The sequence below is a fragment of the Collinsella aerofaciens genome (genome assembly GCF_005845035.1).
GTDB lineage: Bacteria > Actinomycetota > Coriobacteriia > Coriobacteriales > Coriobacteriaceae > Collinsella > Collinsella aerofaciens_I.
The window spans coordinates 96,241-120,985 of record NZ_SPFO01000005.1 but is presented as its reverse complement, the minus strand read 5'-3'; the positions used below and the strand labels follow the sequence as shown (position 1 = coordinate 120,985).

The following is a 24,745-nucleotide window of genomic DNA, read 5'->3' as shown; positions in this document are numbered from 1 at the left end:
TTTGATTGTCGTTACTAGCCAGAGGCTCGCCGGGACGGGGCGCGGGGTTTGGTCGATCGCGAGTTCCGCACGAGCCGGAGAGCACTTAATGTGCTCTCCGTGCGAGCAGGACTGTCCGAGCAGGCGACCAAACCCCGCGCCCCGTCCCGGCGAGCGCTTGGGGACCGGTGACCTACAGGTGGCTGATGATCAGTTCCATCTTGCCCTCGAGCTCAATCTTGTCCACGGTGCTCGGGGCCAGCAGGTGGCTTCCCTTGTGGACGGGGTCGCCGCAGACGGTGCCTTCGCCGTCGATGACTGACAGGCACATGAAGGGCCAGCGCTGGTCGAGGGTCTTGCTGCCGTTAACGCGCACGCGATCGACGGTGTAGCAGGGGCAAGACTCGAGCTCGGTCACGCCGTCCACCTCGGGCGCGGTCACCGTGCCGTCGGTCGGAGCCTGAGCATCAAAGTTTATGCAGTCGAGGCTCTGCTCAATGTGCAGGGGACGCAGTTTGCCGTCGGTGCTGGGGCGGTCGTAATCGTACAGGCGATACGTCACGTCGCACGACTGCTGCGTTTCCAAAATGAGCGTGCCGGCCTTGATGGCGTGAACGGTACCGGAATCAATCTGGAAAAAGTCGCCCTTGTGGATCGGCAGTACGTTGAGCATGTCGTCCCAGCGGCCGTCCTTGATCATCTGTGCGGCCTCGGTGCGGTCTTTAGCACGCTGGCCGACGATGATCGTGGCGCCGGGCTCGCAATCCAGCACGTACCAGCACTCGGTTTTACCCAGGCTGCCGTTCTCGTGCTTGGCGGCGTACTCGTCGTTGGGATGAATCTGGATCGAAAGGTCGTCCTTGGCGTCCAGAATCTTAATGAGCAGTGGGAACTCCTTGCCCTCGCAGTTGCCAAAGAGCTCGCGGTGCTCGGCCCACAGCCACGACAGCGTGTGGCCTGCATACGGGCCTTCCGCAATCTGGCAGTCGCCGTTGGGGTGGGCCGAGATGGCCCAGCACTCACCGATGGGTCCATCGGGAATGTCGTAGCCAAATACGGTTTCGAGCTGGCGACCGCCCCAGATCTTCTCGTGGAAGATCGGCGTCAGCTTAATCAAATCGGACATGTTCATACCCCCATTGTGTTGCGCGGGCGCTGCACAAAACAGCTCAAAGCGAGCGCCCGGATGACTACAAAAACCTATGCCAACGTTACGTTGTGCAACTCAAAGCGGTCGCCAACGTTGCGCGAGACCGAATACTCAAAGGCGGCGCCGCTGTCCAAAAAGCCAATCTGGGTGAGCTCGAGCAGGGGAGAGCCAGGCTTGGTGTCCAAGCGCTCGGCTTCTTCCTCGGTTGCTGCCACGGTGCGAATGGTACGGTGGAAGCTCGAAATCTTCAGCCCACATTGCTCGCGGATGAAGTGGTAGACCGATCCGTACAGGTCCTTCTTTTTAAGGCCTGGAATCAGCTCGAGGGGCATGTAGGTGTACTCGATAACGATGGGCTTCTCATCGGCCTGACGCACGCGCACGATGTGATAGGCAAAGTCATCCTCGGCAATTCCCAGCTGGGCTGCGATGTCCGCTGGTGGATTAACAATCGAGAAATCGTAGACCACCGAGGTCACCTTCTCCCCGCGGTGCTCATACGAAAAGCCCTGGGCACGGTCGTTTTTGCCCTGGAAAAACGCCTGACCGGGAAGTCCCGCCGTGTCCTTAACGTAGGTACCCGATCCGCGTCGGCTGGTAATAAGACCTTCCTCGGTGATTTGCTCGATAGCTCGTTTGACGGTGATTTTGGAAACGCTATAGAGCTCGCAGAACTCAACGACGGTGGGAAGCTTGTCGCCCGGTTTAAGAGTGCCATCCTCGATGCTTCGACGAATATCTGCAGCTATCGCCTCGTATTTGGGAATCATTGAACCTCCTTTCCGACATATATCAATACGCAAGTAAGTATAACCCTTAACAAGGCACCCATATAACCTTTATCTAAGAAGCTCGAGAAAGAAAAAAGAAAAAGACGCTTTACTTTTAGAATTAGAGCGCTATAGTTTAAGCAACGAACGGAATCTTTCCGCAGAACAGGATCGACCGTTTGGGGACGGTTTTGTTTTGGCGGGTTGGATATCGGTATGACCGGTGCGCGCCCGCGCCGGATAACCTGCCAAAGCAAACCCGTCTCCAACCGGAAGCTCTAGAACACGAAAGCGAGGACTTTGATGGCACAGTATCAGCTGCCCAACGACTTCTTCTTTGGCGCTGCTATGTCCGGCCCGCAGACTGAGGGTCAGTGGAACCAGGGCGGCAAGCTCGAGAACCTGTGGGATACCTGGTCCATCCAGGATCTGGGCTCGTTCTACAACTGCGTTGGCTCTTACGCCGGCAATGACTTTATGGCCAAGTACCAGGAAGACCTTCGCATTTTGAAGGACTTGGGCCTGGATACCTATCGCACTTCCATCCAGTGGAGCCGTCTGCTCGATGCCGACGGCAACCTCAACGAGGAAGGCGCCGCGTGGTATCACGAGTTGTTCCGCGCCTCTCGCGAAGCCGGCCTGGAGCCGTTTGTCAACTTGTACCACTTTGACATGCCCACCTACCTTTTTAACCGTGGCGGCTGGGAGAGCCGTGAGGTTGTCGAGGCTTACGCACATTACGCCGACGTCGCCTTCCACGAGTTTGGCCAGGAGATCAAGTACTGGTTCACCTTTAACGAGCCCATCGTCGAGCCCGAGCAGCGCTATCAGGAGGGCGTGTGGTTCCCGCAACTCCACGACTTCAACCGTGCTCGCACCGTGCAGTATCACATCTCGCTGGCACATGCGCTGGCCGTGGCCAACTATCGTAAGGCCTATGACGAGGGCGCCGTTCGCGCCGATGCCAAGATCGGCATGATCAACTGCTTTACCCCGGTCTACACCAAGGAGAACCCCAGCGAGGCGGACCTCGAGGCCGTGCGTATGACCAGCGGCATCAACAACCGCTGGTGGCTCGACCTCATTACCAAGGGCGAGCTTCCCGCCGACGTGCTCGACAGCCTGGCCGAGGGCGGCGTTAAGCTTCCGTTCCGTGCCGGCGACCAAGAGATTCTTAAGCAGGGTGTTGTCGACTGGCTCGGTTGCAACTACTACCACCCCACGCGCGTTCAGGCGCCGGCGAGCAAGATCGACCAGTACGGTCTGCCGCACTTTGCCGACGAGTACGTGTGGCCCGACGCCGTTATGAACGAGAGCCGCGGCTGGGAGATCTACCCGCAGGGCCTCTACGACTTTGGCATGGACTGCGCTAAGAACTACCCCGATCTTGAGTGGTTCGTTTCCGAGAACGGCATCGGCATCATGGACGAATACAAGAACCGTGACGCCGAAGGAACCATCCAGGATGACTACCGCGTCGACTTTGTACGTCAGCACCTGGAGTGGGTGGCCAAGGCCATCGACGAGGGCGCCAAGTGCCGGGGCTATCACTACTGGGCCGTCATCGATAACTGGTCTTGGGCCAATGCCTTTAAGAATCGTTACGGCTTTGTCGAGGTCGATCTCATGGACGGCTACAAGCGCCGCCTTAAGAAGTCGGCGGCCTGGCTCAAACAGGTCGCCACGACCCACGTGGTTGATTAGCGACCGGGCGAACGCCCAGACCGCGCGCCGCCGCGCGCAACACATGGCACATCTGGTGGCAGAGGGCGACAGACCACCGTGCGCATAGGAAAAGGCCGGATTTGAAAGTTAGGAGCAATCATGGCCAGTGACAACGGAAAGAGCTTCCTCGACAAGTTTGCCGAGGTCTCTGCGAAGGTGGGAAACCAGGTTCACCTGCGTTCCCTGCGTGACGCCTTCGCGACCATCACGCCGCTCTATATCCTTGCGGGTATCGCGGTTCTTATTAACAACGTCGTGTTCCCTCTGTTCCCGCTCGATGCGGCGGGCCTTGCCAACCTTCAGACGTGGGGCTCGGCAATTACGCTGGGCACCCTCAACGTCTCTGCCATTATCTTGGCCGGATTGATTGGCTACAGCCTCGCCAAGAACAAGCGTTTCGATAACCCGCTCGCTTGCGTGGTCGTCGCCATCTCTGCCTTCGTCATCATGATGCCGCAGCAGATCACCGCCTCGCTTGCCGCCACGAGCCCACTGCTCACCGACAAGATCACCTCCGCCGAGGTCACGGGCGCCCTTTCGACTGCCAACACCGGCACCAACGGTCTGTTCTCGGCTATTATCATCGCCCTGCTTTCCGTCTCGCTCTTCATCAAGATTTCTGGCGTCGAGAAGCTCAAGGTTAAGCTGGGCGAGGGCGTGCCTCCCGCGGTCTCCAACTCCTTCAACGTCATGATTCCGATGCTGCTTAACCTCGCGGTCTTCGCTCTTGCCGCAGCCCTGCTCGCCGTGTGCGCCGGCACCGATCTGTGCACCATCATCTCCACGTGCATCTCCAACCCGCTCAAGAGCATCATGAACGCCGGTCCGTGGGCTGTTATCCTCATCTACACCCTTGCTAACCTGCTGTTCTGCGTCGGTATTCACCAGTCCACCATCTCTGGCGCTACCGTCGAGCCGATCCTGACCATGCTCATCGTCGACAACATGGCTACCTTTGCCGCCGGTGGCACCATCCAGCCCGATCACTACATGAACATGCAGATCGTTAACAGCTTCGCCCTCATCGGCGGCTCGGGCTGCACCCTCATGCTCCTGCTCGACACGCTCCTGTTCTCCAAGAACAAGGCTTCCGAGACCGTTTCCAAGATGGCTATCCTGCCTGGTCTGTTCAACATCAACGAGCCGGTTATCTACGGTTACCCCATCGTGTACAACCTGCCGCTCATGATCCCGTTCGTTCTTCTTCCCGATCTGTTCATCGGCATCACCTATGGCCTTACCTGCGCAGGCATCATCAGCCCCTGCATCGCCCAGGTGCCCTGGACCATGCCTCCCGTCATCAATGCCCTGCTCGCTACGGGCTTTGACTGGCGCGCCGGCGTGTGGCAGGCTATCGAGATTGTCATTGGCATGGCCGTCTACCTGCCCTTTATGAAGATTTCCGAGAAGGCAATCGCCAAGCAGGAGGCTTTCGCCGAGTAGAACGCCTAACGTTCGTCCCTTTCACCTTTGCGGGCGCCGGTACGCGGTGCCGGTGCCCGCAGCTCTCTCCCTTGTGTAAAGATGCAGGGGGGTGGGCACAATAGCCGCAAGGAATAAAACCAGTTGTCGTCTGCGCGCCGCGCAGTTATAAGGAGGAAACCATGAAGAAGATCATGCTCTGCTGCAATGCCGGTATGTCCACGAGCCTGCTGGTCCAGAAGATGCAGGCCGAGGTTGCAAACCGTGGTCTGGATATTGAGGTCGAGGCTCGTCCCATGAACGAGGCCCACGATCACCTGGACGAGTGCGACATGTTGCTGCTTGGTCCGCAGATCGGCTACACCAAGGGCGATTTTGAGAAGGAGGCCGCCGGCCGCTTCCCGGTCGAGGTTATCAACATGGTCGACTACGGCCGCATGAACGCTGCCGGCATCATCGACCACTGCGTCAGCGTGATGGGCTAGGTGCTCCGCATGGAGGATATGAACGAACTGCAGATGACCTGCTTTGAGATCATCAGCTACGTCGGTACCGCCAAGAGCATGTACATCAATGCCGTGCAAAAGGCCAAGGAGGGCGATTTTGACGCCGCCGAGGAGCTTATCAAGCAGGGCGACGAGGCCTATAACGGTGGCCACGATGTTCACATGGGGCTTCTGAAGAAGGAGGCCAACGGCGAGCGTAACGGCGAGGCCCCGTTGATTTTGCTGCATGCCGAGGACCAGATGGCCGGCACCGAGACCATGCGCGTCATGGCGACGGAGCTCATCGAGGTTCACAAGCAGCTGCAGGCACTTCAGGCCTAGTCGGCGTTATCGCCGCGACGGACCGTGCGGTCCAACAGACAACATAGTCCCTTTGACGGGCGCCGGGAGCCTCCGCCTCCCGGCGCCTTTATTTTTGGGGATGGTCTTGCGCGGCCTGTTGGGCAGCCAATTGCGTTACCCCAGATAAAACCTGCCAAAACAAACCTGTCCCTTTTTGGTAGGTTTTTGCCTTGAGAGCGGTACCATACAGGCAATGTTTAAACGAGAAAGGTGGGCTCCCATGGAACCTAAGCAGTACTACATCGGCATCGACGTCGGCGGCACTTCGGTTAAGGAGGGCCTGTTCGACGAGGACGGCAACCTGCTTGCCAAGGCCAGCGTGCCCACGCCTCCTATCGTTGACGCTGCGGGCTTTGCCGCGGTGACCGAGGCTATCGACCAGGTGGTCGCCAAGGCACAGATTCCGCGTGCCTTTGTGGCGGGCATTGGTCTGGCCGTTCCGTGTCCCATTCCGGCGTCGGGCGATGCCAAGGTCAAGGCCAACATTGCCATTAACCTGCCCGAGCTGAGGGTCGCCATTCAGGAGCACTGCCCCGATGCGGTCGTTAAGTATGAGAACGATGCCAACGCCGCTGCCATGGGCGAGGCCTGGCTCGGTTCTGCCAAGGGCGTGCAGAACGTGGTGATGGTCACCATCGGTACCGGCGTGGGCGGCGGCGTTATCGTTAACGGCGACGTGGTATCGGGTGTTGTGGGCGCCGGCGGCGAGATTGGCCACATGTGCCTGAACCCGGCTGAGGAGCGCACCTGCGGCTGTGGCGGCCATGGCCATCTGGAGCAGTATTCCAGCGCCACCGGCGTGGTGAGCAACTACCTTGCCGAGTGCAAGAAGGCGGGCGTCGAGCCCATTGAGCTCACCGGCCCCTCCGATTCCAAGGACGTGTTCCAGGCCTGCCGCGAGGGCGACAAACTCGCGCTGGCAGCTGCCGATACCATGGCTGACTATCTCGGCCGTGCTCTGGCACTTATCGCCAACGTGGTCGACCCCGAGATGTTCCTGATCGGTGGCGGCGCGTCCGCTTCGGCCGATGTCTACCTCGATAAGGTTCGCGAGCACTTTAAGCAATACGCGCTTTCCGCCTCGCGCGAGACGCCCATTAAGGTCGCTTCGCTCGGAAACGACGCCGGCATCATCGGTGCTGCCTACGTAGCCCTGCGCGCCGCCGGTAAATAGCTGCTGCAAGGGGGTCAAGTTGCTTTGCACCAACACGGTGCAAAAGGGACAGCCTTGGCCCCCATGCCTGCCCCAAAATATGCCGTGCCCCTTCCGTCTGCGAAGGCTCGGCGCCAGCGTGCTACCATAGCTACGTCCAAGTACACATATCAAGTGGAGGATATCCATGGCAAACGTTCTTGTCTTTGGTCACCAGAACCCCGATAACGACGCCATCATGAGCGCCGTCGTCCTGTCCCAGCTGCTTAACCAGGTTGAGTATGCCGGCAACACCTACGAGGCTTGCGCTCTGGACCAGCTTCCGGCCGAGTCCGCCAAGCTGCTCGCCGATGCCGGCATTGCCGAGCCTCGCGTAATCGAGTCCGTCGAGGCCGGTCAGCTCGTCGTCCTCACCGACCACAACGAGTCTGCCCAGTCTGTCGCCGGCCTTAAGGACGCCACGGTCTTTGGTGTCGTCGATCATCACCGCATCGGCGACTTCGAGACCGCCGGCCCGCTGCACTACATCTGCCTGCCCTGGGGCTCCAGCTGCACCATCGTCACCAAGCTCGCCGGCGTGCTCGGCGTTGAGCTTTCCGACGTCCAGGCCAAGCTGCTGCTCTCGGCCATGATGACCGACACGCTCATGCTCAAGAGCCCCACCACCACCGATGTCGACCGCGCTGTCGCCGCCAAGCTCGGCGAGCAGGTGGGCGTCGACCCGGTCAAGTTTGGCATGGAGGTCTTCCTCACCCGTCCGTCCGGCTCCTTCACCGCAGCCGAGATGGTCGGCAACGACATCAAGATGTTCGAGCCCGCCGGCAAGAAGCTGCTCATCGGCCAGTACGAGACTGTCGACAAGACCCGCGCACTCGGCATGATCGACGAGATCCGCGAGGCCATGCGCGCCTACGCCGCCGAGAAGGGTGCCGACGGCATTGTCCTGTGCATCACCGACATCATGGAGGAGGGCTCGCAGGTCCTGCTCGAGGGCGAGACCGAGGCCGCTCAGAAGGGCCTGGGCATTGCCGACGAGCACGATGGCGTCTGGATGCCGGGCGTCCTCTCCCGTAAGAAGCAGGTCGCTGCCCCCATTATGGCCGCCTGCTAGGTTTAGTTGGCCAAACGCCACGACCGGATCGCGGACGTCCCGCGCTCCGGTCGTTTTTTGTGCACGGCGCCGCGTCGTCTCTTGGACAGGCGTGCCTGTGCCGTTGAGCAAATAATGTTCAACCTGTGGTTCCGCTTTTCGGCCACGCCTGCGTGCTTGTCGTGCAGGGTAGGCTAGATGCAAGCGTAATACGTTAGAGCGCGGCGCCGCCACTTGGGCGGGCCGTGCTTTTTTAAGACGGGAGCTTTCCCGTGAAAGGAGCCGCCCATGGCAGCAACTGAGCAGCTGTTCAACGTTCGTGAGCGCAAGCGCTTTGAACGTCACGACATTTGGGAACGCATCGCCGAGAACGGCACGATTTCCGCCGCCGTCATGGTCTTCGCCGCCATCGCCGCCGTCATTTGCGCCAATACCGATGCCTACGAGGCCATCCATCACTTTTTGGAGACCCCGCTGTATGTGGGTCTGGGCAACCTTACGGCCGGTCTTACCGTTGAGCTTTTCGTCAACGACTTCCTCATGGCGATTTTCTTTTTGTTGGTGGGCATTGAGCTTAAGTACGAGATGACGGTCGGCGAGCTCAAGAATCCGCGTCAGGCCATGCTTCCCATGCTGGCGGCCGTGGGCGGCGTCGTCGTTCCCGCCTGCATCTACCTGATCTTTAACCATGCCGGCGCCCACAACGGCTGGGCCATCCCCATGGCAACCGATATTGCCTTCGCGCTGGGCGTGCTGTCGCTTTTGGGCAATCGCGTGCCCAACGGCGTGCGCGTGTTCTTCTCGACGCTCGCCATCGCCGACGACCTCATCTCCATCGCCGCCATTGCCATCTTCTACGGTCAGAGCCCCAACCCGTTTTGGTTGGGCGCCGCCGCGCTTGTGACCTGCGCGCTCGTGTGGCTCAACAAGACGCAGCATTACCGCCTTGCCCCGTATTCGGTACTGGGTCTGCTGTTGTGGTTCTGCATGTTCAAGAGCGGCGTACATGCTACGCTTGCCGGCGTCATCTTGGCCTTCACCATCCCGGCCAAGTGCGGCGTCAAGCTCGATAGCCTCACCGATTGGTTGGGCGAGTGCCTGCCGCTGCTCGATGACCGCTACGACGACGAGGCACACATCTTGGGCCAGCATGACTTTACCGTCTCGACCACCAAAGTCGAGCGCGTCATGCACCGCGTGACCCCGCCGCTCATCCGCATGGAGCGTCTGATCTCCACGCCGGTCAACTTTGTGATCCTGCCGATTTTCGCGTTCGTCAACGCACAGGTTCGCCTGGTGGGCGTGGATATGAGCACGCTGCTCACCGACCCGGTGACGCTCGGCGTGTACTTTGGCATGCTGCTGGGCAAGCCGATTGGTATCTTTGGCATGACGTTCGCCTTGGTCAAGCTCAAGATCTCCGAGCTGCCGCATAACGTTAACTGGCACATGATTGCCGGCGTGGGCATTCTGGGCGGCATCGGCTTTACGATGTCGATTCTCATTAGCGGCCTCGCCTTCCCGACGGCCCAGTTTGAGGTTCTGGCCGCCAAGGCCGCTATTCTCGCCGGCTCTGTTACCGCGGCCGTACTTGGCATGATCTACATGAGTGTGATCTGCAAGCACCCCGCGCCCAAGGACGAGTAAGAGCGCGAAAACCGGCTCCAGAACCGATTCGGGCGCGTTCAAAATGCGGATTCGGGTGGTGCTTGCCGCCTGCCAGACACGCCAGTGGTCAAAAAACGCCGTTTGTGAGTACTGTCACAAACGGCGTTTCATTTTAGGTGCGGAAAATAATGAACACAATCATGCTATCTGTATGTTAACGAGTAATCGCTTGACTCCAATTTGGCGATAGCTACTACTCGGAAAGAAAATCCAGGCGAAAAAACGCCGATTTGGGGGCTTAATCGCTGCTACTAAAAAGGTAACAGTACTCATATTTGCCCTTTTTTGGCCACAAGCCCTAAAACAAGCCTCGCCAGGGTCGGGAAACGGGCCAAATCGTCGGCCTCGAGGCTCATTCCACGGTGCCGTAGATGGCGCCCCAGCCGTGGGCGGCCAAGGCGGAGTTGAGTTGGTCGCAAAGTGACTGGCGGTCGTAATAGCCGGGCGGCAAAAGGTTGACGATTTCCATGAGATCGGGCGCCAGGTCCAAGATTTCGGCCTGTACGATTAGATCCAGTCGGTCGATGGCGTGGCGGTCGTAAAACAGCCCGTCGACCAGGCGCTGTAGGTCGCCGAACTCCTCGGCCTGGAACGATCCGTACTCCATAGTGCCTCCTTGGGCGCCCCACGCCGGCATGCGCGGCGATTCGTAATTTATTGCGATGGACTTAATCTATCACGGCTTCATACCCTTGCGGCGGTGGCGGTCTATACTTAGACGAACTGCAACGTCCCGCTTCGCGAAAGGTCGCACCCATGCAGACGATCTACCAGAAGATGGAAACCACCGAACTCGATGCCGCCATCGAGGCGCTCAAGGCCGAGGTCGCCGAGGTCAAGGCCAAGGGCCTGGCGCTCGACATGGCCCGCGGCAAACCGTCGCCCTCCCAGGTTGACATCTCTCGACCCATGCTCGATATCCTCAATGCCGATGCCGATCTGCACGACGGCAACGTCGACTGCTCCAACTACGGCTGCTTTGAGGGCATTCCCTCGGCGCGCAAGCTAGCGGGGGAGTTCTTGGGCTGCCCTGCCGAGCAGACGCTCGTGCTGGGTTCGTCGAGCCTGCTGATCGAGCACGATATCGCCGGCATGTTCTGGCGCTGCGGCTCGTGCGGCAGCGAGCCTTGGGAGGCTTACGAGGCCGCGCACGACGGCAAGAAGGTCAAGTTCCTGTGCCCGGTTCCCGGCTATGACCGTCACTTTGGTATCACCGCCGACCTGGGTATCGAGAACATCCCCGTCGCGATGACCGAGAATGGTCCCGACATGGACGAGGTCGAGCGCCTCGTTGCCGCCGACGATTCCATCAAGGGTATCTGGTGCGTGCCCAAGTATTCCAACCCCACGGGCATCACCTTTAGCGAGGACACTGTGCGCCGCCTGGTCGAGATGCCCACGGCCGCGCCCGATTTCCGCATCTTCTGGGACAACGCCTACTGCGTGCACGACCTGTACGACGAGACCGACGAGCTCGCAAACATCTTTGACCTCGCTCGCGCGGCGGGCACCGAGGACCGCGTGGTGGCCTTTGCATCGACGTCCAAGATCACCTTCCCGGGCGCCGGCATCGGCTTTATCGGCGCGAGCCCCGCGGTCATCGCCGAGTTCTCCAAGCGCCTGAAGGCCGGTCTGATCAGCGCCGACAAGCTCAACCAGCTGCGTCACGTGCGCTTCCTTCCCACCATCGAGGCGGTCAAGGAGCACATGAAAAAGCATGCCGAGTTCCTGCGTCCGCGCTTTGAGGCCGTCGAGCGCAAGCTCACCGAGGGCCTGGGCGACACGGGTTGCGCCACCTGGACGCATCCCCGCGGCGGCTACTTTGTGAGCTTCGATGGTCCTGAGGGCTCGGCCCAGAAGGTCGCCGCGCTTTGCGCCGACCTGGGCGTCAAGCTCACGCCGGCTGGTGCCACCTGGCCTTATGGCAAGGATCCGCGCGACACCAACATCCGCATCGCGCCGAGCTATCCCACGGTCGAGGACCTGGAGGCCGCGCTCGATGTGCTGGTGCTGGCCGTTAAGCTCGTCGCTGCCGAGCTTGCGCGTGCCGAGCGCGCCTAACGCGCGGCTTCCCGTACTATCCGCACTTTCGATACGTAAAGGAGCGTATACATGGATTTGGGTATTTCCACCAACCCCACGCCGGAGCTCTACACCATCAAGGTGGCCGGCGAGATCGATATCTCTAACGCCGACAGTCTGCGTAATGCCATCGACCTGGCGCTCGAGCAACCCACTGAGGCCGTTGAGCTCGATTTTGCCCAGGTGAGCTACATCGATTCGACGGGCATTGGCGTGCTCGTGGGCGCTGCGCACCACGCGGTCGACCATGGTAAGCGCTTTAGCTGCACCAATGTGCAGCCCCAGGTGATGCGCGTGGTTCAGCTGCTGGGCGTCGACCAGGAGATCTCGATCACGGCGGCATAAGCCCTGCCCCAAAAGGGCGTGCCGTTTGGCATATGTTTGTGATGCGCTCGGACGTTTTGGCGTCCGGGCGCTATACTTGACCGAATGAATAGACGAGTTCCGGCCGAATGGCGCGGTGCGGGCTCGACTCACATCGAGCCTTGGAGGTATGTGTGTTTGGTATTGGAGAGGGTGAGCTCGCGATCATCGTGGTCTTCGGCTTTTTGCTGTTTGGCCCGGATAAGCTCCCACAGATGGGCCGCACGATCGGCCGTGCTATTCGTCAGTTCCGCGAGACGCAGGAAAAGATGACGGCCGTTGTTCAGTCCGAGATTATCGATCCGGTGAGCGAGGCCGCGTCGGCCCCGGTCAAGCCCAAGAAGGCTGCCGTCGATGACGATTCCGATGCGGACGAGGATGCTGCCGAGACGACTGCGCCCGCAAAGAAGGAGACCTTTGCCGAGCGTCGCGCCCGTCTTGCTGCCGAGAAGGCCGCGAGTGAGGCTGCCGTCGAGGGCGAGGGTGCTGCTGGGGAGGCCGAGGGTGCCGAGCCTGCCGAGGCCGAGCCTGCTGCTGCCGCCGCCGAGCCTGAGCCTGCTGCAGAGCCGGAGCCCGAGCCCGAGCCGACAGAGCCCACGACGGCTGACCTCTACGCCCGTCGTCCCCGCAAGCGCAAGGCCGTCGTCGACCAGCTCGCCCGCGAGCTCGAGGCCGAGGACGACGCCACCGCTGCCGCCGACGCCCCGAAAGGAGACGATGAGTAATGCCTATCGGACCTGCGCGTATGCCGCTCTTCGATCACCTGGGAGAGCTCCGTCGCCGCCTGACCATCGTGGTTGTTTCGGTGTTTGCCGCAGCTATCGTGCTGTATTTCGCCACGCCTGTGGTGCTCGACATTCTGGAAGACCCCATCCGCTCCTTTGTGCCGGACGGTAAGTTCTACATCACCACCACGCTCGGCGGCTTTGGCCTGCGTTTCTCGCTGGCCATCAAGATGGCCGTGGTCATGTGCACGCCCATGATCATCTGGCAGATCTTGGCGTTCTTCCTGCCGGCGCTTCGCCCCAACGAGCGCAAGTGGGTCGTGCCTACGGTGCTCGCCTCGACGGTGCTGTTCTTCCTGGGCGCAATCTTTTGCTACTTCATCATCATTCCTGCGGGCTTTGAGTGGCTCATCGGCGAAACCTCGGCCGTCGCCACGGCGCTGCCCGATCTGGAGAACTACGTCAACATGGAGCTGCTCTTTATGATCGGCTTTGGTGTGGCGTTTGAGCTGCCGCTCATCATCTTTTATCTGTCCGTCTTCCATATCGTGTCCTACGCGGCCTTCCGCAGTGCCTGGCGTTTCGTGTACGTTGGCCTGCTTGTGGGCTCGGCTGTGATTACGCCCGACGGCTCGCCCGTTACGCTGGGCCTCATGTATGGCGCCCTGCTCTCGCTCTACGAGATTTCGCTTGCCATCGCCCGTGTGGTCATTACCGCGCGCGAGGGCAAGGAGGGCTTGTTCGTGAGTCGTCTGGACCTGTTCTCGGACGACGAGGACGACGAGGAGTAAATCGGTATGCACGAGGTTGGCATTGTCAACGGCATACTCGATACAGTGATTCGCGCGGCGCGTGGGGCGGGGGCCTCGCGCGCCGTTTTGGTAACGCTGCGTATCGGGGATATGACCGAAGTTGTGCGCGAGGCGCTCGACTTTGCGTGGGAGACGTTCCGAGACGAGGACCCTCTCACATACGGCTGCGAGCTTGCCGTGGAGGAAGTCCATCCACAAAGTGAGTGTCTGGACTGCGGTGAGGTCTTTGAGCACGACCGATTCCATTGCCGTTGCCCCCAGTGCGGCGGCGCCAACGTGCGTCTGCTGCACGGCCGCGAGCTCGACATCGCAAGTATCGAAATCGAAACCCCCGACGATTAGCCCGCCAGCTACCTGGGGACGGGGTATAAATGGTAGAAGTTAAGGAGTGCCGAGTATGGCCGAGAAAACAATTGATATCGCGTCGCCGATCCTGTCGCGCAACGAGCGCCTGGCAGATCAGCTGCGTCAGCGATTTAATGAGACAAACACCTATGTGATCAATGTGCTGTCGAGCCCCGGCTCGGGTAAGACAACCACGATTTTGGGCACCAACGAGCGCCTGCGCGATAAGGCCGGCCTGCGTTGTGCCGTCATCGAGGGCGATATCGCCTCGGATGTCGATGCCATCACCATGAAGGAAGCCGGCATGCCCGCCATCCAGATCAACACGGGCGGCCTGTGCCACCTCGAGGGCAACATGATCATGGAGGCCGTTGACGCCTTCGACAAGGCTGTGGGTCTGGAAAACATCGACGTTATCTTTATCGAAAACGTGGGTAACCTGGTCTGCCCAGTCGACTTTGACTTGGGCGAGAACCTGTCCATCATGATTCTCTCGGTGCCCGAGGGCGACGACAAGCCCGTCAAGTACCCGGGCATCTTCCAGCACGCCGGCGCGCAGCTGCTCAACAAGGTCGACGTGGCTCCGGCTTTCGATTTTGACATGGATAGGTATACTAAGACACTCGATGACCTCAATCCACAGGCGCCGCGGTTTGCCGTGAGCGCGCGCAAGGGCGAGGGCATGGATGCCTGGTGCGATTGGCTCATCGGGCAGATTGAGCAAGCAAGGGCGTAAGTCGGCCGCCATACGGGCGGGCGTAGCCGCAGAGATACGAGATAGGAGCCTCTTTTGAAGCTCATCATCGCCGAGAAAAACGACGCCGCGCGTCAGATCGCCGAGCGTCTGTCCACGGGCAAGCCCAAAAAGGACAAGGTGTACAACACCGCAATCTACCGTTTTGAGTGGAAAGGCGAGGAGTGCGTGACCATCGGCCTTGCCGGTCACATCCTGGCGCCCGATTTTTGCGACAGCGTGCTGTTCGATAAAAAGCTGGGTTGGTATTCGGTCACCGAGGACGGCGAGATGTTGCCGGCCGATATGCCCGATGGCCTGGCCCGCCCGCCGTACGACACCAAGCGCAAGCCGTTCCTTGCCGATGGCATTTCCATCAAGGGCTGGAAGCTCGAGAGCCTGCCTTACCTCACCTGGGCACCCGTCATTAAGCTACCGGCCGAGAAAGAGCTCATTCGCTCACTCAAGAACCTGGCCAAGAAGTCCGACAGCGTCATCATTGCCACGGACTTCGATCGCGAGGGCGAGCTGATCGGTTCGGATGCCCTCAACAAGGTGCGCGAGGTTGCGCCCGACCTGCCGGTCGCCCGCGCCCAGTATTCTTCGTTTACCAAGGCCGAGATCACGCAGGCCTTCGATAACCTCGTCTCGCTCGACCAGAACCTGGCCGATGCCGGCGAGAGCCGTCAGCACATCGACCTCATTTGGGGTGCGGTGCTCACGCGCTACCTGACGCTCGCCAAGTTTGGCGGCTTTGGCAACGTGCGTTCCGCCGGCCGCGTGCAGACGCCGACGCTTGCCCTGGTGGTCGAGCGCGAGCGCGAGCGCATGGCGTTTGTGCCCGAGGACTATTGGCAGATCCGCGGCATGGGTGCCGCTCAGGGTGCTGCCGAGGATGATCGCTTTAAGATCGCTCACAAGACGGCGCGCTTTACCGACAAGGATGCTGCCGAGACGGCGTACGGCCATGTCGACGGCGTTGCGACGGCAACCGTCGCCGCGGTGACCAAGCGCTCGCGCAAACAGCAGCCGCCCACGCCGTTTGCGACCACCTCGCTGCAGGCTGCTGCCGCAGCCGAGGGCATCTCGCCTGCGCGTACCATGCGCATCGCCGAGTCCCTCTACATGGCGGGCCTTATCAGCTATCCGCGTGTCGACAACACCGTGTACCCCGCGACGCTCGATCTGGGCGCCGTGGTGAGTGACCTGGCAAAGATCAACCCGGCGCTGGCGCCCGTGTGCAAAAAGGTGCTCGCCGGTCCCATGAAGCCCACGCGCGGCAAGGTCGAGACCACCGACCACCCGCCCATCTACCCCACGGGCGAGGGCGATCCGTCCACGCTTGATGGCGGTCAGCGCAAGCTCTATGACCTCATCGCTCGCCGCTTCCTGGCGACGCTTATGGGTCCCGCGACCATCGAGAACACCAAGCTCGAGCTCGATGTGAACGGCGAGCCGTTCGTGGCTTCGGGCGATGTGCTCGTGACCCCGGGTTTCCGCGAGGCGTATCCGTATGGACTCAAGCGCGACGAGCAGATGCCGCCGCTGGAGCAGGGCGATACGGTCGACGTGTTCGACATTAAGCTCGAGGCCAAGCAGACCGAGCCGCCCGCGCGCTACAGCCAGGGCAAGCTCGTGCAGGAGATGGAGAAGCGCGGCCTGGGTACCAAGTCCACGCGCGCGAGCATCATCGAGCGCCTGTACGCCGTGCGCTACCTCAAAAACGATCCCGTGGAGCCGAGCCAGCTGGGTATCGCCATTATCGATGCGCTGTCGCAGTTTGCCCCGCGCATCACGAGCCCCGATATGACCAGTGAGCTCGACGGCGACATGACCCGCGTGGAGCGCGGCGAGGATACCGAAGAGCATGTCGTTACGCACTCGCGTGCGCTGCTGGCTGGCGTGCTCGACGAGCTGCTCAAGCACACGCAGGAGCTCGGCGACGCCATCAGCGATGCCGTCACGGCCGATGCGCGCGTGGGCGCCTGCCCCAAGTGCGGCAAGGACCTGGTTATGAAGACGAGCGCCAAGACCCGTGGCAGCTTCATTGGCTGCATGGGTTGGCCCGACTGTGACGTGACCTATCCGGTGCCGAGCGGCGTCAAGGTGAGCCCGCTCGAGGGTGAGGCGGCCGTGTGTCCCGAGTGCGGCGCGCCGCGCATCAAGTGTCAGCCGTTCCGCCAGAAGGCCTTCGAGATTTGCGTGAACCCGACGTGCCCCACCAACTACGAGCCCGACCTTAAGGTGGGCGAGTGCAAGGTGTGTGCCGAGGCCGGACGCCATGGCGACCTGATCGCGCATAAGAGCGAAAAGAGCGGCAAGCGCTTTATCCGCTGCACCAACTACGACGATTGCGGCGTGAGCTATCCGCTACCGGCGCGCGGCAAGCTCGAGGCGACGGGCGAGACCTGCCCCGAGTGCGGTGCTCCCATCGTGGTGGTCAACACGGCACGCGGCCCGTGGCGCATCTGCGTGAACATGGACTGCCCGACCAAGGAGAAGAAGCCCGTCCGCGGCCGTAAGACCACGACTAAGGCGAGCACGGTGAAGAAGACCACGGCGGCCAAGAAGACGACGGCTAAGAAAGCCACTGCCGCCAAGAAGACGACCGCGAAGAAGTCGACTGCCAAGAAAGCAGCCGCCGACAAGTAACGGCGCAGTCGAAACAATGCCCAAAAAACGAGCGAGGACCCCGCGATCCTCGCTCGTTTTTTAGACCGGCAGAGCGCTAGTTCACTTCGACGGGTTTGGCGCCGGGATAGCGCTCCTCAAAGTCTAGGCGGTACTTATTGTCATTGGTGCCCGCCACGTTGTCGCGCGACAGCGGCGCCACGATCTCATTCTTGTGGTCCGCAGGCTTGGCGTATTTCAGGCTGATCTCCCAGGCATCACAGATTGCGTCAATGCGGTGATCCAGGTCGTCGTACAGGGCGATGATGTCCTTCCAGGAGCTGTAGTTCTTGGAGCTCGTCGGGACGTCTAGGTCCTCGACGATGTCGTAATACTGCTCGATGGTGTTCTCCGTGCGCTCGGCGACGTCGGCGAGATTTTGACGGGTGGTTCGATCCTCTTCCAGATAGCTGCCGTTGAAGTTCTGCGCGCAGCCACGGACGTAGTTGTCGAGGTCTTCGAGCAAGTCGTAGTATTCGCTTAGTCGGCGGTAGAGATTCTGCTCGGAGAGCGTTGCTTCGCCGCCATCCTCGTCGTCGTCATCGTCATCATTGTCGTACAGGCTGTTGGGATCGCCGAGAGGCTTTAGGTCATCGTCGTCGACGTCATGGTGCAGCTTAGCTACCTCGGCGGTCGTCTGCGTGGCGGCGTTGTCGAAAGGCTTGATCACAAAGAAAACGACCAGGGCGATGATGATCGCCACCAGCACAACGATAACGGCGATAAGCGGCCCGGTGCCGCTCTTTTTGGGAGCGGGGGTCTGTGGTGAAGCGGGCGCGTATGCGGGAGCCGGCTGCTGTTGGGGCGAGCCACTCGCGACGGGTACGCGCTGCGTAGTCTCGACGGTCGCGGGGCCTGCGGCGGGGTCGGGGCGATAGGCGAGGGGGTCGTCCGCCTTGGCTTGCGGCGTATCGAGGGAACCGGTCTGCTCAAAAGCGGGCTGGCTATCGCTCGCGGTTGTTTGCTCAACGGGTGCACCGCACGAGGTGCAGAACTTGGCATCATCTGCAAGAAGCTTGCCGCACGAGGCGCAATACCGAGACATTGCCACTCCTTTCGCCACATTTCAATGCAATACGACGATTATACCCAGCGTCCAAAATTCCCCATCATAAGTTGCGGTGAAATAGGGACTGTTTGGCGGTCTCAGAGCTTCAATCAGTCCCTATTTCACCGCAACTTTGGAAAGGCACCTTTAGCCATTGGGGACGCACCGAGCACTGGGGTATCATGGCTTGGTTGCTATAAATCGCATTTACGCGCCTTGTAGGAAGGGGCTGCGCCCATGGCTTTTGAGCCCGCTCAACATAGCTTTATCACGCTCGAGGGCGTCGACGGTGCCGGCAAGTCCACGCAGGCGCGCCTGCTTGCCCGCGCGCTCGAACTCGCTGGCTACCAGGTTGTGAGCCTGCGCGAGCCGGGCGGTACCGCCATCAGCGAAAAGATCCGTGCTCTGCTGCTCGACCCCGCCAACACGGCGATGGGTGACACCTGCGAGCTGCTGCTCTACGAGGCGGCGCGTGCCCAGCTGGTGCACGAGGTCATAGCTCCCGCCCTTGCTGCCGGCAAGGTGGTCCTGTGCGACCGCTTCTACGATTCCACAACCTGCTATCAGGCGTTTGCCGATGGCCTCGACCGTCAGATGGTACGCGATGCCAACAACCTGGCTGTCGCCGGTACGCATCCGGCGCTCACGCTCGTCTACCACATCACACCCGAGCAGGCGGCGTTACGCATGGCAGCCCGTGGCGCGGCAGATCGCATGGAGGCAAAAGGCATGGCCTTCCAAGAGCGCGTCTACCAGGGATTTTGCGCCATTGCCGCCGAGGAACCAAACCGCGTAAAGCTCATCGACGCGACCACGTCCATCGAGGACGTCTTCGCGCAGACGGTCGAGCAGGTTCGCGCCTACGGCCTCGACATTTCCCAGGACGCCGTCACCGCCGCGCTTGCCCAGGAGGCCGAGTAGCATGGCCCCCGCTCAGGCAAGCCTACTGGCCAAGCTCGACACCCAAGAGCGCGTGCGCGACTTTTTGACCAATGCCGTCGCCAGCGGTCGCGCATCGCACGCCTACCTGTTTTTGGGCGCGCCCGGCGCGGGCAAGCTCGACGCCGCGTGGGCGCTCGCCCAAGCCTTCCTGTGCGAGCGGGATGGCTGCGGCTCATGCGATAGCTGCGTGCGCGTCGCCCGCCATACACACCCCGACGTGCACTATTACACGCCCGAGAGCGCCACGGGCTACCTCATCGCCCAGACCCGCGAGCTGCTCGATGACGTGCCTCTGGCGCCCATCCGTGCCAAGGCCAAGGTCTACATCATCGACCGTGCCGAGCAACTGCGCGCCAACACCGCCAACGCACTGCTCAAAACACTCGAGGAGCCGCCCGAGGGCGTTATGTTCATCCTGCTGGGCACCTCGGCAGACGTGATGTTGCCCACCATCGTGAGCCGCTGCCAGTGCGTGCCGTTTCGGCTGGTATCGCCCACCGTCGCCGCGCAGGCCGTGAGCCGCGCCACCGGTCAGGACCCTGCGCGTTGCCGCATGGCCGTCGCCGTAGCGGGAAGCCCCACGCGTGGCATCGAGTTCCTCAAGAGCGCCGAGCGCCAGGACGCCCGCCGTCAGATGGTTCGCGCCATCGATTCGCTTATCGTCGCCGACGAGGCCGACGTGCTCAGCCGCGCCAAGTCACTCATCGTCGCCGTTAAGGCGCCGCTCGCCGAGGTCAAGTCCACGCAGGAAAAGGTGCTCGAGCAAAACGCCGACTACCTGTCGCGTGGAGCATTGAAGCAGCTTGAGGACCGCAACAAGCGCGAACTCAACGCGCGCGAGCGTTCGGGTATCATGGAAGCGCTGGCGAGCGCGCGGACGCTCATGCGCGATGTGCTGCTGACGCTTCAGGACGAGGCAGCCGACGTGGTGAACGAAGACGTGCGCGACACGATCGGTCGGCTTGCCGCCGCGACCAATGTTGCGGGTGCCACCCGGGCGCTCGAGGCAGTCGCGACCGCCGAGCGCAACATCGCCAGAAACGTTACTCCCCAGCTGGCCATCGAGGTCATGCTGTTCGATATCAGGAAGGCACTGAAATGCCGTTAGTCGTACCCGTTAAGTTTACCTACGCCTCGCGCGACCTGTGGTTCGACCCGCAGGATCTGGATATCCTCGAGGCCGATTATGCCATTTGCTCCACCGAGCGCGGAACCGAGATCGGCCTGGTCACGGCCGACCCCTTCGAGGTGCCGCTCGACGAAATCGGTCAGCCGCTCAAGCCCGTGTTGCGCGTGGCGAGCGACATCGACCTGCAGCTTGCCGACGACCTGGCCATCCAGGGCGACGAGGCCATGGTCGACTTCCGCCGCCTGGTCAAGGAGCTCGACCTCGAGATGAAGCCGGTCGGCGTCGAGTACCTGTTTGGCGGCGAGAAGGCCGTGTTCTACTTTGCGGCCGAGGAGCGCGTCGATTTTCGTCAGCTCGTCAAGGACCTGTCCTCGACGCTGCACATTCGCGTCGACATGCGCCAGATCGGCGTGCGCGACGAGACCCGCCTGGTGGGCGGCTATGCCCAGTGCGGCCAGGAGCTCTGTTGCACGCGCTTTGGCGGACAGTTTGAGCCCGTCTCGATTCGCATGGCAAAAGAGCAGGACCTACCGCTCAACTCGTCCAAGATCAGCGGCGTTTGCGGCCGCCTGATGTGCTGCCTGCGTTATGAGTTCGAGGCGTACAAGGACTTTAAGAGCCGTGCGCCCAAAAAGAAGACACTCATCGATACGCCGCTCGGCAAAGCGCGTATTCAGGAATATGACACGCCGCGTGAGCAGCTGGTGCTGCGCCTGGAGAACGGCAAAGTCTTTAAGGTCAACCTGGCCGATATGACGTGCTCGGAGGGCTGCAAAAAGAAGGCTGCCGAGCAGGGCTGCAACTGCCGCCCCGACTGCGTGACGCGTGACGTGCTCGAGCGCATCGAATCGCCCGAGATGCGCCTGGCGCTCATGGAACTCGATCGCGAGAACGGCGTCGACGTGGGCGATGGCCTGTCGAGTGCCGACCGTCTGGCCGGCACGTCGATGCCCAAGCGCCGTCGTCGCGATGCCGATTCCGATACCCGCGCTGCTCAGAGCCAGGGCGAGGGTCGTGGCCGCGGAAAGGGCCGTGGTAAGGCCGAGGCACCCGAGGCCGAGGAGGCCGCCGGTGGACGTCGTCGTCGCAAGCGCGCGGGCTCGGGCGATGCTGCCGAGGCTGCAGCCGCGGGCAAGAACGCCTCTCGCGAGCGCGAGGTTCAGCAGCCCCAGCAGCAGAATCGTGGCGGTGGCATGAACCCCACACGTCGCCGCCGCCGTCATCTGTCGAGCGAGGAGCGCGAGGACGCCTTCCGCGCCGCAGCTGCTCGCGAGGCTGGTGCCGCTTCCAAGGGCCCCTTGGCCTCCGATGCACCTGCCGACAAGGGCGGCAAGTCACATGGCGAGGAGGAGCGCGCGCCGCGTCCGCGCCGTCGCCATTCCTCGGGCGCGCAACAGAAGCCCTCGGTGCCCTCCGTGGCCGATCAGGTCTCGGATGGCGAGGTCAAGGTCACGCGCCGTCGTCCTGGAGACGGTGGGGGAGCTGCTGCCAAGGCTTCGCGCGGCGCCGCTCGCGACGAGCGCGAGCCGCGCGAGGATCGCGGTGGCGAGGGCTCGGCCGACCAGGGCCAAAAGCGTCGCCGTCGCCGTCGCTCTCGCAAGCCGCGTCAGGACGGTGGCGAAGGTTCGACCCACACCTCGTCCGCACCGCAACCGCCTGCCGGCGAATAACGTCCGTAAGCGGATGTAACCCGCCTGACCCCAGCACCTTTGGGTATCATGGCTCTACACCGACAACCCTCCCTTCGCCTTCGCGTAGGGAGGGTTGTGTCATGAAAAGACATCTGAACGTATTGGCTCGCTTGCAGGGCGCAGACGTCCTACCGTTTGCGGACGAATTGCTACCGCTTGCCGAGCGCGCGACGTACGAGGCGCTCGAGGCGTTGTCGCCCACGCGATGCGCCGGTTGCGAGCGTTCCGGTGCGCTTATTTGCCAGGATTGCCTGGCCTCATTCGCGCTCATCGATCCGTGCCATAGTTGCATCCGATGCGGCGCCCCGTTTGGGGATTTGCTGTGTACCGAGTGCTCGGTCGAGGGCACGTCTTCGGCAATGGCCGAGGCGCTCGATCGCTGCCTGACATGTGCCGTCTACGCACATCCGTTGCCGCGCATCATCAAGGCGTACAAGGATGCGGGCGAGCGCCGTCTGGCACCGTATCTGGCGGAGTTGCTCTACGACACTGCCTTGCATGCCCAGGTGGCAGCCCCCGATCGCTACGACAGTGTGCTGTCCGGCGCCGACGCGGTGGTATTTGTGCCCGCGACTGCGGCAGCGTTTCGGCGGCGTGGGTTCGATCATATGGAAGCAATCGCGCGCCCATTTTGCGAGCTGTCGGGTGTTCCGCTGCTCGACGCCCTCGTTAAGTACGGCCATGGCGACCAACGTGAACTCGGTCGTGAAGAACGCCGTGAACGCGCCCGAGGCATGTACGAGACCGTTGAGGACGTGCGGGGCCGCCGCCTGCTGCTTATCGACGACGTTATCACCACGGGTGCGACGATGGCAGCGGCTTCGGCGGAACTCAAGCGCGCCGGTGCCGCGACCGTTGATGGCCTCGCTATCGCACGCGTTTGGTAGGGGTGATTCATGTGGCGGTAAAGATTGAGCGGTGCAACGAGCCGACAGGCGAACGGCTAGCGGCTTCCATAATCCTAACAGGCGCCTCGGCGCTACGCATGATGCGCGCCGAGCGCCGGCAGATGGGCTACATCGGCTGGAAGGACCTTGAGCCCGAGGAGGAGTGCCGCGTGCTGTGTACGTCATCGCCTTCGACCGAGGATATCTATCTTCCCGACCTGGTGCGAATTGGAGTCAAAAGCGGCGAGGTGCAAGAAGATCTGTGCTTGCTGGTGGGATCTGCGGCGCAGCGCCGACGCATGCCTGGTGTGGGCTGGTCCGTGTGTTCCGGGTTGCCTGCCGGCTCGATTCTAGAGGTGGAACCGGGGGTGTACAGCCTATCTCCCGAGGCCCTTTGTGTTGCCGTCGCCCGCGAGGTCGGCTGTATCCAGGCGTTTGCCCTGGCCCAGGAACTGTGTTCCAAGATTTCACTGAGCGATCGCGGGAAGTATCTGCCTCCCTACACCTCACCTGTTGCGAATAGACTCGCAAAGGACAAGGACCAACCGGCAGACGTGGGCTACTTTGAAGTCGAGCCGGTGTTGACGCCCGATCGCCTGACAGATTACCTCGCGGCATGCAAGGGGAGTGCGGCCAAACAACTGCGGCGGCTGTGTCCCTATCTGTCGGAAAACCTGCGCTCACCCATGGAGTGCATCATGCTTGCCATGTTTTCGCTTCCGTTTTCCTATGGCGGATTTGCCTGCGGTCCCTTTAAGACCGACTACAAGATCGAGTTCGATGACCGCGCGCAGGCAATCTCGGGGATGCCGCATGCAGTTTGCGATGCGTATCAGGAAGCAGCCCGGTTTGACCTGGAATACAACGGTGAGCTGGGTCATTCCTCTCGAAGGGGACGTGTCCATGACGAAAAACGCAACACGGGCTTGATTACTATGGGAATCGAGGTCGCGACGGTCAATAACGAGATGCTCTGCGACATGGAAGCGATGGAAGCGCTCGCATGGCGCATTCACCAGCGCATGGGTAAGCGATATCAGAATCGCGTAGAGGCGCGTCGAAAGAGGCAAGATACTCTGCTGAATACGCTCCGAGTGTGCTTTGGGCTCAAGCCGGCGTAAAACTATGGCTTTATAGGGGGTCTGTTTATATGCCCTGTGCAAATAACGGCAAATATGAGTACTGTTACTAGATTAGTGGCAGCAAAAACAAAGAAACTTGGGCCGAAAATCTGGATTCATTGAAGAGATAATAAACGAATGTGGAATATCTTGGCGCCAAGCAGGCTGTGCGGAACTCAAGAAGGACTCGCGGGGCGGAAAAACGCTGCTACTAAATTGATAGCAGTACTCATATTTGCCGTTTTTTGCACACGGCACCCTGAGGCGGGTGCCCCGGAGCTCCCCGTAGGGGAGCTCCGGGCTTCATGGGGGCACGAATGGTCCGCTCCGACCTGCAAAATCTATGCTCACGGTGCGAATGGCGCCCCTAACCTTAAACTTTAGCTTGAACT

At 61.3% G+C, this 24,745-nt stretch carries 23 protein-coding genes; 19 read left to right on the top strand and 4 right to left on the bottom strand.

Annotated elements, in window-relative coordinates:
- Nucleotides 1-172: 172 nt before the first annotated feature.
- Both FGQ67_RS04065 and FGQ67_RS04060 read right to left on the bottom strand, forming a co-directional pair.
- Nucleotides 173-1,111: a type I phosphomannose isomerase catalytic subunit gene (locus FGQ67_RS04065; RefSeq protein WP_138340250.1), complete on the bottom strand. Its 939-nt coding sequence runs from the start codon at nucleotides 1,109-1,111 to the stop codon at nucleotides 173-175.
- A 68-nt stretch (nucleotides 1,112-1,179) separates the two neighbouring features.
- A complete protein-coding gene (locus tag FGQ67_RS04060) occupies nucleotides 1,180-1,899 on the bottom strand; it encodes a GntR family transcriptional regulator (protein WP_138340248.1) in 720 nt (239 codons plus the stop codon).
- Between the two features lie 303 nt (nucleotides 1,900-2,202).
- Between FGQ67_RS04060 and FGQ67_RS04055 the strand changes: the two genes are divergently transcribed.
- From FGQ67_RS04055 to nhaA, 7 genes are all read left to right on the top strand, one after another.
- Nucleotides 2,203-3,603 (top strand): glycoside hydrolase family 1 protein, encoded by a 1,401-nt coding sequence (locus FGQ67_RS04055; RefSeq protein ID WP_138340246.1) that lies wholly within the window; start codon nucleotides 2,203-2,205, stop codon nucleotides 3,601-3,603.
- A 120-nt stretch (nucleotides 3,604-3,723) separates the two neighbouring features.
- The gene (locus FGQ67_RS04050) at nucleotides 3,724-5,067 is read left to right on the top strand and encodes a PTS sugar transporter subunit IIC (RefSeq protein ID WP_138340244.1); all 1,344 of its coding nucleotides are present in this window, start codon (nucleotides 3,724-3,726) and stop codon (nucleotides 5,065-5,067) included.
- 161 nt (nucleotides 5,068-5,228) lie between these two features.
- Nucleotides 5,229-5,531: a PTS sugar transporter subunit IIB gene (locus FGQ67_RS04045; RefSeq protein WP_035137700.1), complete on the top strand. Its 303-nt coding sequence runs from the start codon at nucleotides 5,229-5,231 to the stop codon at nucleotides 5,529-5,531.
- A 9-nt stretch (nucleotides 5,532-5,540) separates the two neighbouring features.
- Nucleotides 5,541-5,873 carry a PTS sugar transporter subunit IIA gene (locus FGQ67_RS04040; RefSeq protein WP_197736861.1) on the top strand — a complete coding sequence of 111 codons (333 nt, stop codon included), beginning with the start codon at nucleotides 5,541-5,543 and terminating at the stop codon, nucleotides 5,871-5,873.
- A gap of 241 nt (nucleotides 5,874-6,114) precedes the next feature.
- Nucleotides 6,115-7,068 (top strand): ROK family protein, encoded by a 954-nt coding sequence (locus tag FGQ67_RS04035; protein ID WP_117820909.1) that lies wholly within the window; start codon nucleotides 6,115-6,117, stop codon nucleotides 7,066-7,068.
- A gap of 166 nt (nucleotides 7,069-7,234) precedes the next feature.
- On the top strand, nucleotides 7,235-8,158 hold the full coding sequence (locus FGQ67_RS04030) for a manganese-dependent inorganic pyrophosphatase (RefSeq protein ID WP_138340242.1): 924 nt from the start codon (nucleotides 7,235-7,237) through the stop codon (nucleotides 8,156-8,158).
- A 267-nt stretch (nucleotides 8,159-8,425) separates the two neighbouring features.
- On the top strand, nucleotides 8,426-9,784 hold the full coding sequence (nhaA, locus tag FGQ67_RS04025; RefSeq protein WP_138340240.1) for a Na+/H+ antiporter NhaA: 1,359 nt from the start codon (nucleotides 8,426-8,428) through the stop codon (nucleotides 9,782-9,784).
- A gap of 373 nt (nucleotides 9,785-10,157) precedes the next feature.
- On the opposite strand, the gene FGQ67_RS04020 is transcribed toward nhaA, so the two are convergent.
- Nucleotides 10,158-10,412 (bottom strand): hypothetical protein, encoded by a 255-nt coding sequence (locus tag FGQ67_RS04020; protein WP_055285533.1) that lies wholly within the window; start codon nucleotides 10,410-10,412, stop codon nucleotides 10,158-10,160.
- A gap of 149 nt (nucleotides 10,413-10,561) precedes the next feature.
- Here FGQ67_RS04020 and FGQ67_RS04015 point away from each other — a divergent pair, with 149 nt between their 5' ends.
- The 7 genes from FGQ67_RS04015 (at nucleotide 10,562) to FGQ67_RS03985 (ending at nucleotide 17,517) form a co-directional block, all read left to right on the top strand.
- Nucleotides 10,562-11,866 (top strand): aspartate aminotransferase type Ic, encoded by a 1,305-nt coding sequence (locus FGQ67_RS04015; RefSeq protein WP_138340238.1) that lies wholly within the window; start codon nucleotides 10,562-10,564, stop codon nucleotides 11,864-11,866.
- A 51-nt stretch (nucleotides 11,867-11,917) separates the two neighbouring features.
- Nucleotides 11,918-12,232 carry an STAS domain-containing protein gene (locus FGQ67_RS04010; protein ID WP_138340237.1) on the top strand — a complete coding sequence of 105 codons (315 nt, stop codon included), beginning with the start codon at nucleotides 11,918-11,920 and terminating at the stop codon, nucleotides 12,230-12,232.
- Between the two features lie 152 nt (nucleotides 12,233-12,384).
- Nucleotides 12,385-12,975, top strand: coding sequence for a twin-arginine translocase TatA/TatE family subunit (locus FGQ67_RS04005; protein ID WP_171025189.1), 591 nt, complete (start codon nucleotides 12,385-12,387; stop codon nucleotides 12,973-12,975).
- Entirely contained in the window at nucleotides 12,975-13,766 is a 792-nt protein-coding gene (gene tatC, locus FGQ67_RS04000; RefSeq protein ID WP_171025188.1) for a twin-arginine translocase subunit TatC, read from the top strand. The genes FGQ67_RS04005 and tatC overlap by 1 nt, the downstream gene beginning before the upstream one ends.
- 6 nt (nucleotides 13,767-13,772) lie before the next feature.
- On the top strand, nucleotides 13,773-14,129 hold the full coding sequence (gene hypA, locus FGQ67_RS03995) for a hydrogenase maturation nickel metallochaperone HypA (RefSeq protein WP_138340233.1): 357 nt from the start codon (nucleotides 13,773-13,775) through the stop codon (nucleotides 14,127-14,129).
- A gap of 55 nt (nucleotides 14,130-14,184) precedes the next feature.
- Nucleotides 14,185-14,868, top strand: a complete 684-nt coding sequence (hypB, locus tag FGQ67_RS03990) for a hydrogenase nickel incorporation protein HypB (protein WP_138340231.1) — start codon at nucleotides 14,185-14,187, stop codon at nucleotides 14,866-14,868.
- A 54-nt stretch (nucleotides 14,869-14,922) separates the two neighbouring features.
- A complete protein-coding gene (locus FGQ67_RS03985) occupies nucleotides 14,923-17,517 on the top strand; it encodes a DNA topoisomerase I (RefSeq protein WP_138340229.1) in 2,595 nt (864 codons plus the stop codon).
- Between the two features lie 76 nt (nucleotides 17,518-17,593).
- On the opposite strand, the gene FGQ67_RS03980 is transcribed toward FGQ67_RS03985, so the two are convergent.
- On the bottom strand, nucleotides 17,594-18,580 hold the full coding sequence (locus tag FGQ67_RS03980; protein WP_138340227.1) for a zinc-ribbon domain-containing protein: 987 nt from the start codon (nucleotides 18,578-18,580) through the stop codon (nucleotides 17,594-17,596).
- 240 nt (nucleotides 18,581-18,820) lie between these two features.
- Here FGQ67_RS03980 and tmk point away from each other — a divergent pair, with 240 nt between their 5' ends.
- From tmk to FGQ67_RS03955, 5 genes are all read left to right on the top strand, one after another.
- Entirely contained in the window at nucleotides 18,821-19,504 is a 684-nt protein-coding gene (tmk, locus tag FGQ67_RS03975) for a dTMP kinase (protein WP_138340226.1), read from the top strand.
- Nucleotide 19,505: 1 nt separating this feature from the next.
- A complete protein-coding gene (locus tag FGQ67_RS03970; RefSeq protein WP_138340224.1) occupies nucleotides 19,506-20,633 on the top strand; it encodes a DNA polymerase III subunit in 1,128 nt (375 codons plus the stop codon).
- Nucleotides 20,624-22,324, top strand: a complete 1,701-nt coding sequence (locus tag FGQ67_RS03965) for a PSP1 domain-containing protein (protein ID WP_138340223.1) — start codon at nucleotides 20,624-20,626, stop codon at nucleotides 22,322-22,324. The genes FGQ67_RS03970 and FGQ67_RS03965 overlap by 10 nt, the downstream gene beginning before the upstream one ends.
- A 101-nt stretch (nucleotides 22,325-22,425) precedes the next feature.
- On the top strand, nucleotides 22,426-23,232 hold the full coding sequence (locus FGQ67_RS03960; protein WP_138340222.1) for a ComF family protein: 807 nt from the start codon (nucleotides 22,426-22,428) through the stop codon (nucleotides 23,230-23,232).
- A gap of 11 nt (nucleotides 23,233-23,243) precedes the next feature.
- Complete coding sequence (locus FGQ67_RS03955; protein WP_138340220.1) at nucleotides 23,244-24,353, top strand: hypothetical protein; 1,110 nt, start codon at nucleotides 23,244-23,246, stop codon at nucleotides 24,351-24,353.
- The last annotated feature ends 392 nt before the right edge of the window (nucleotides 24,354-24,745 follow it).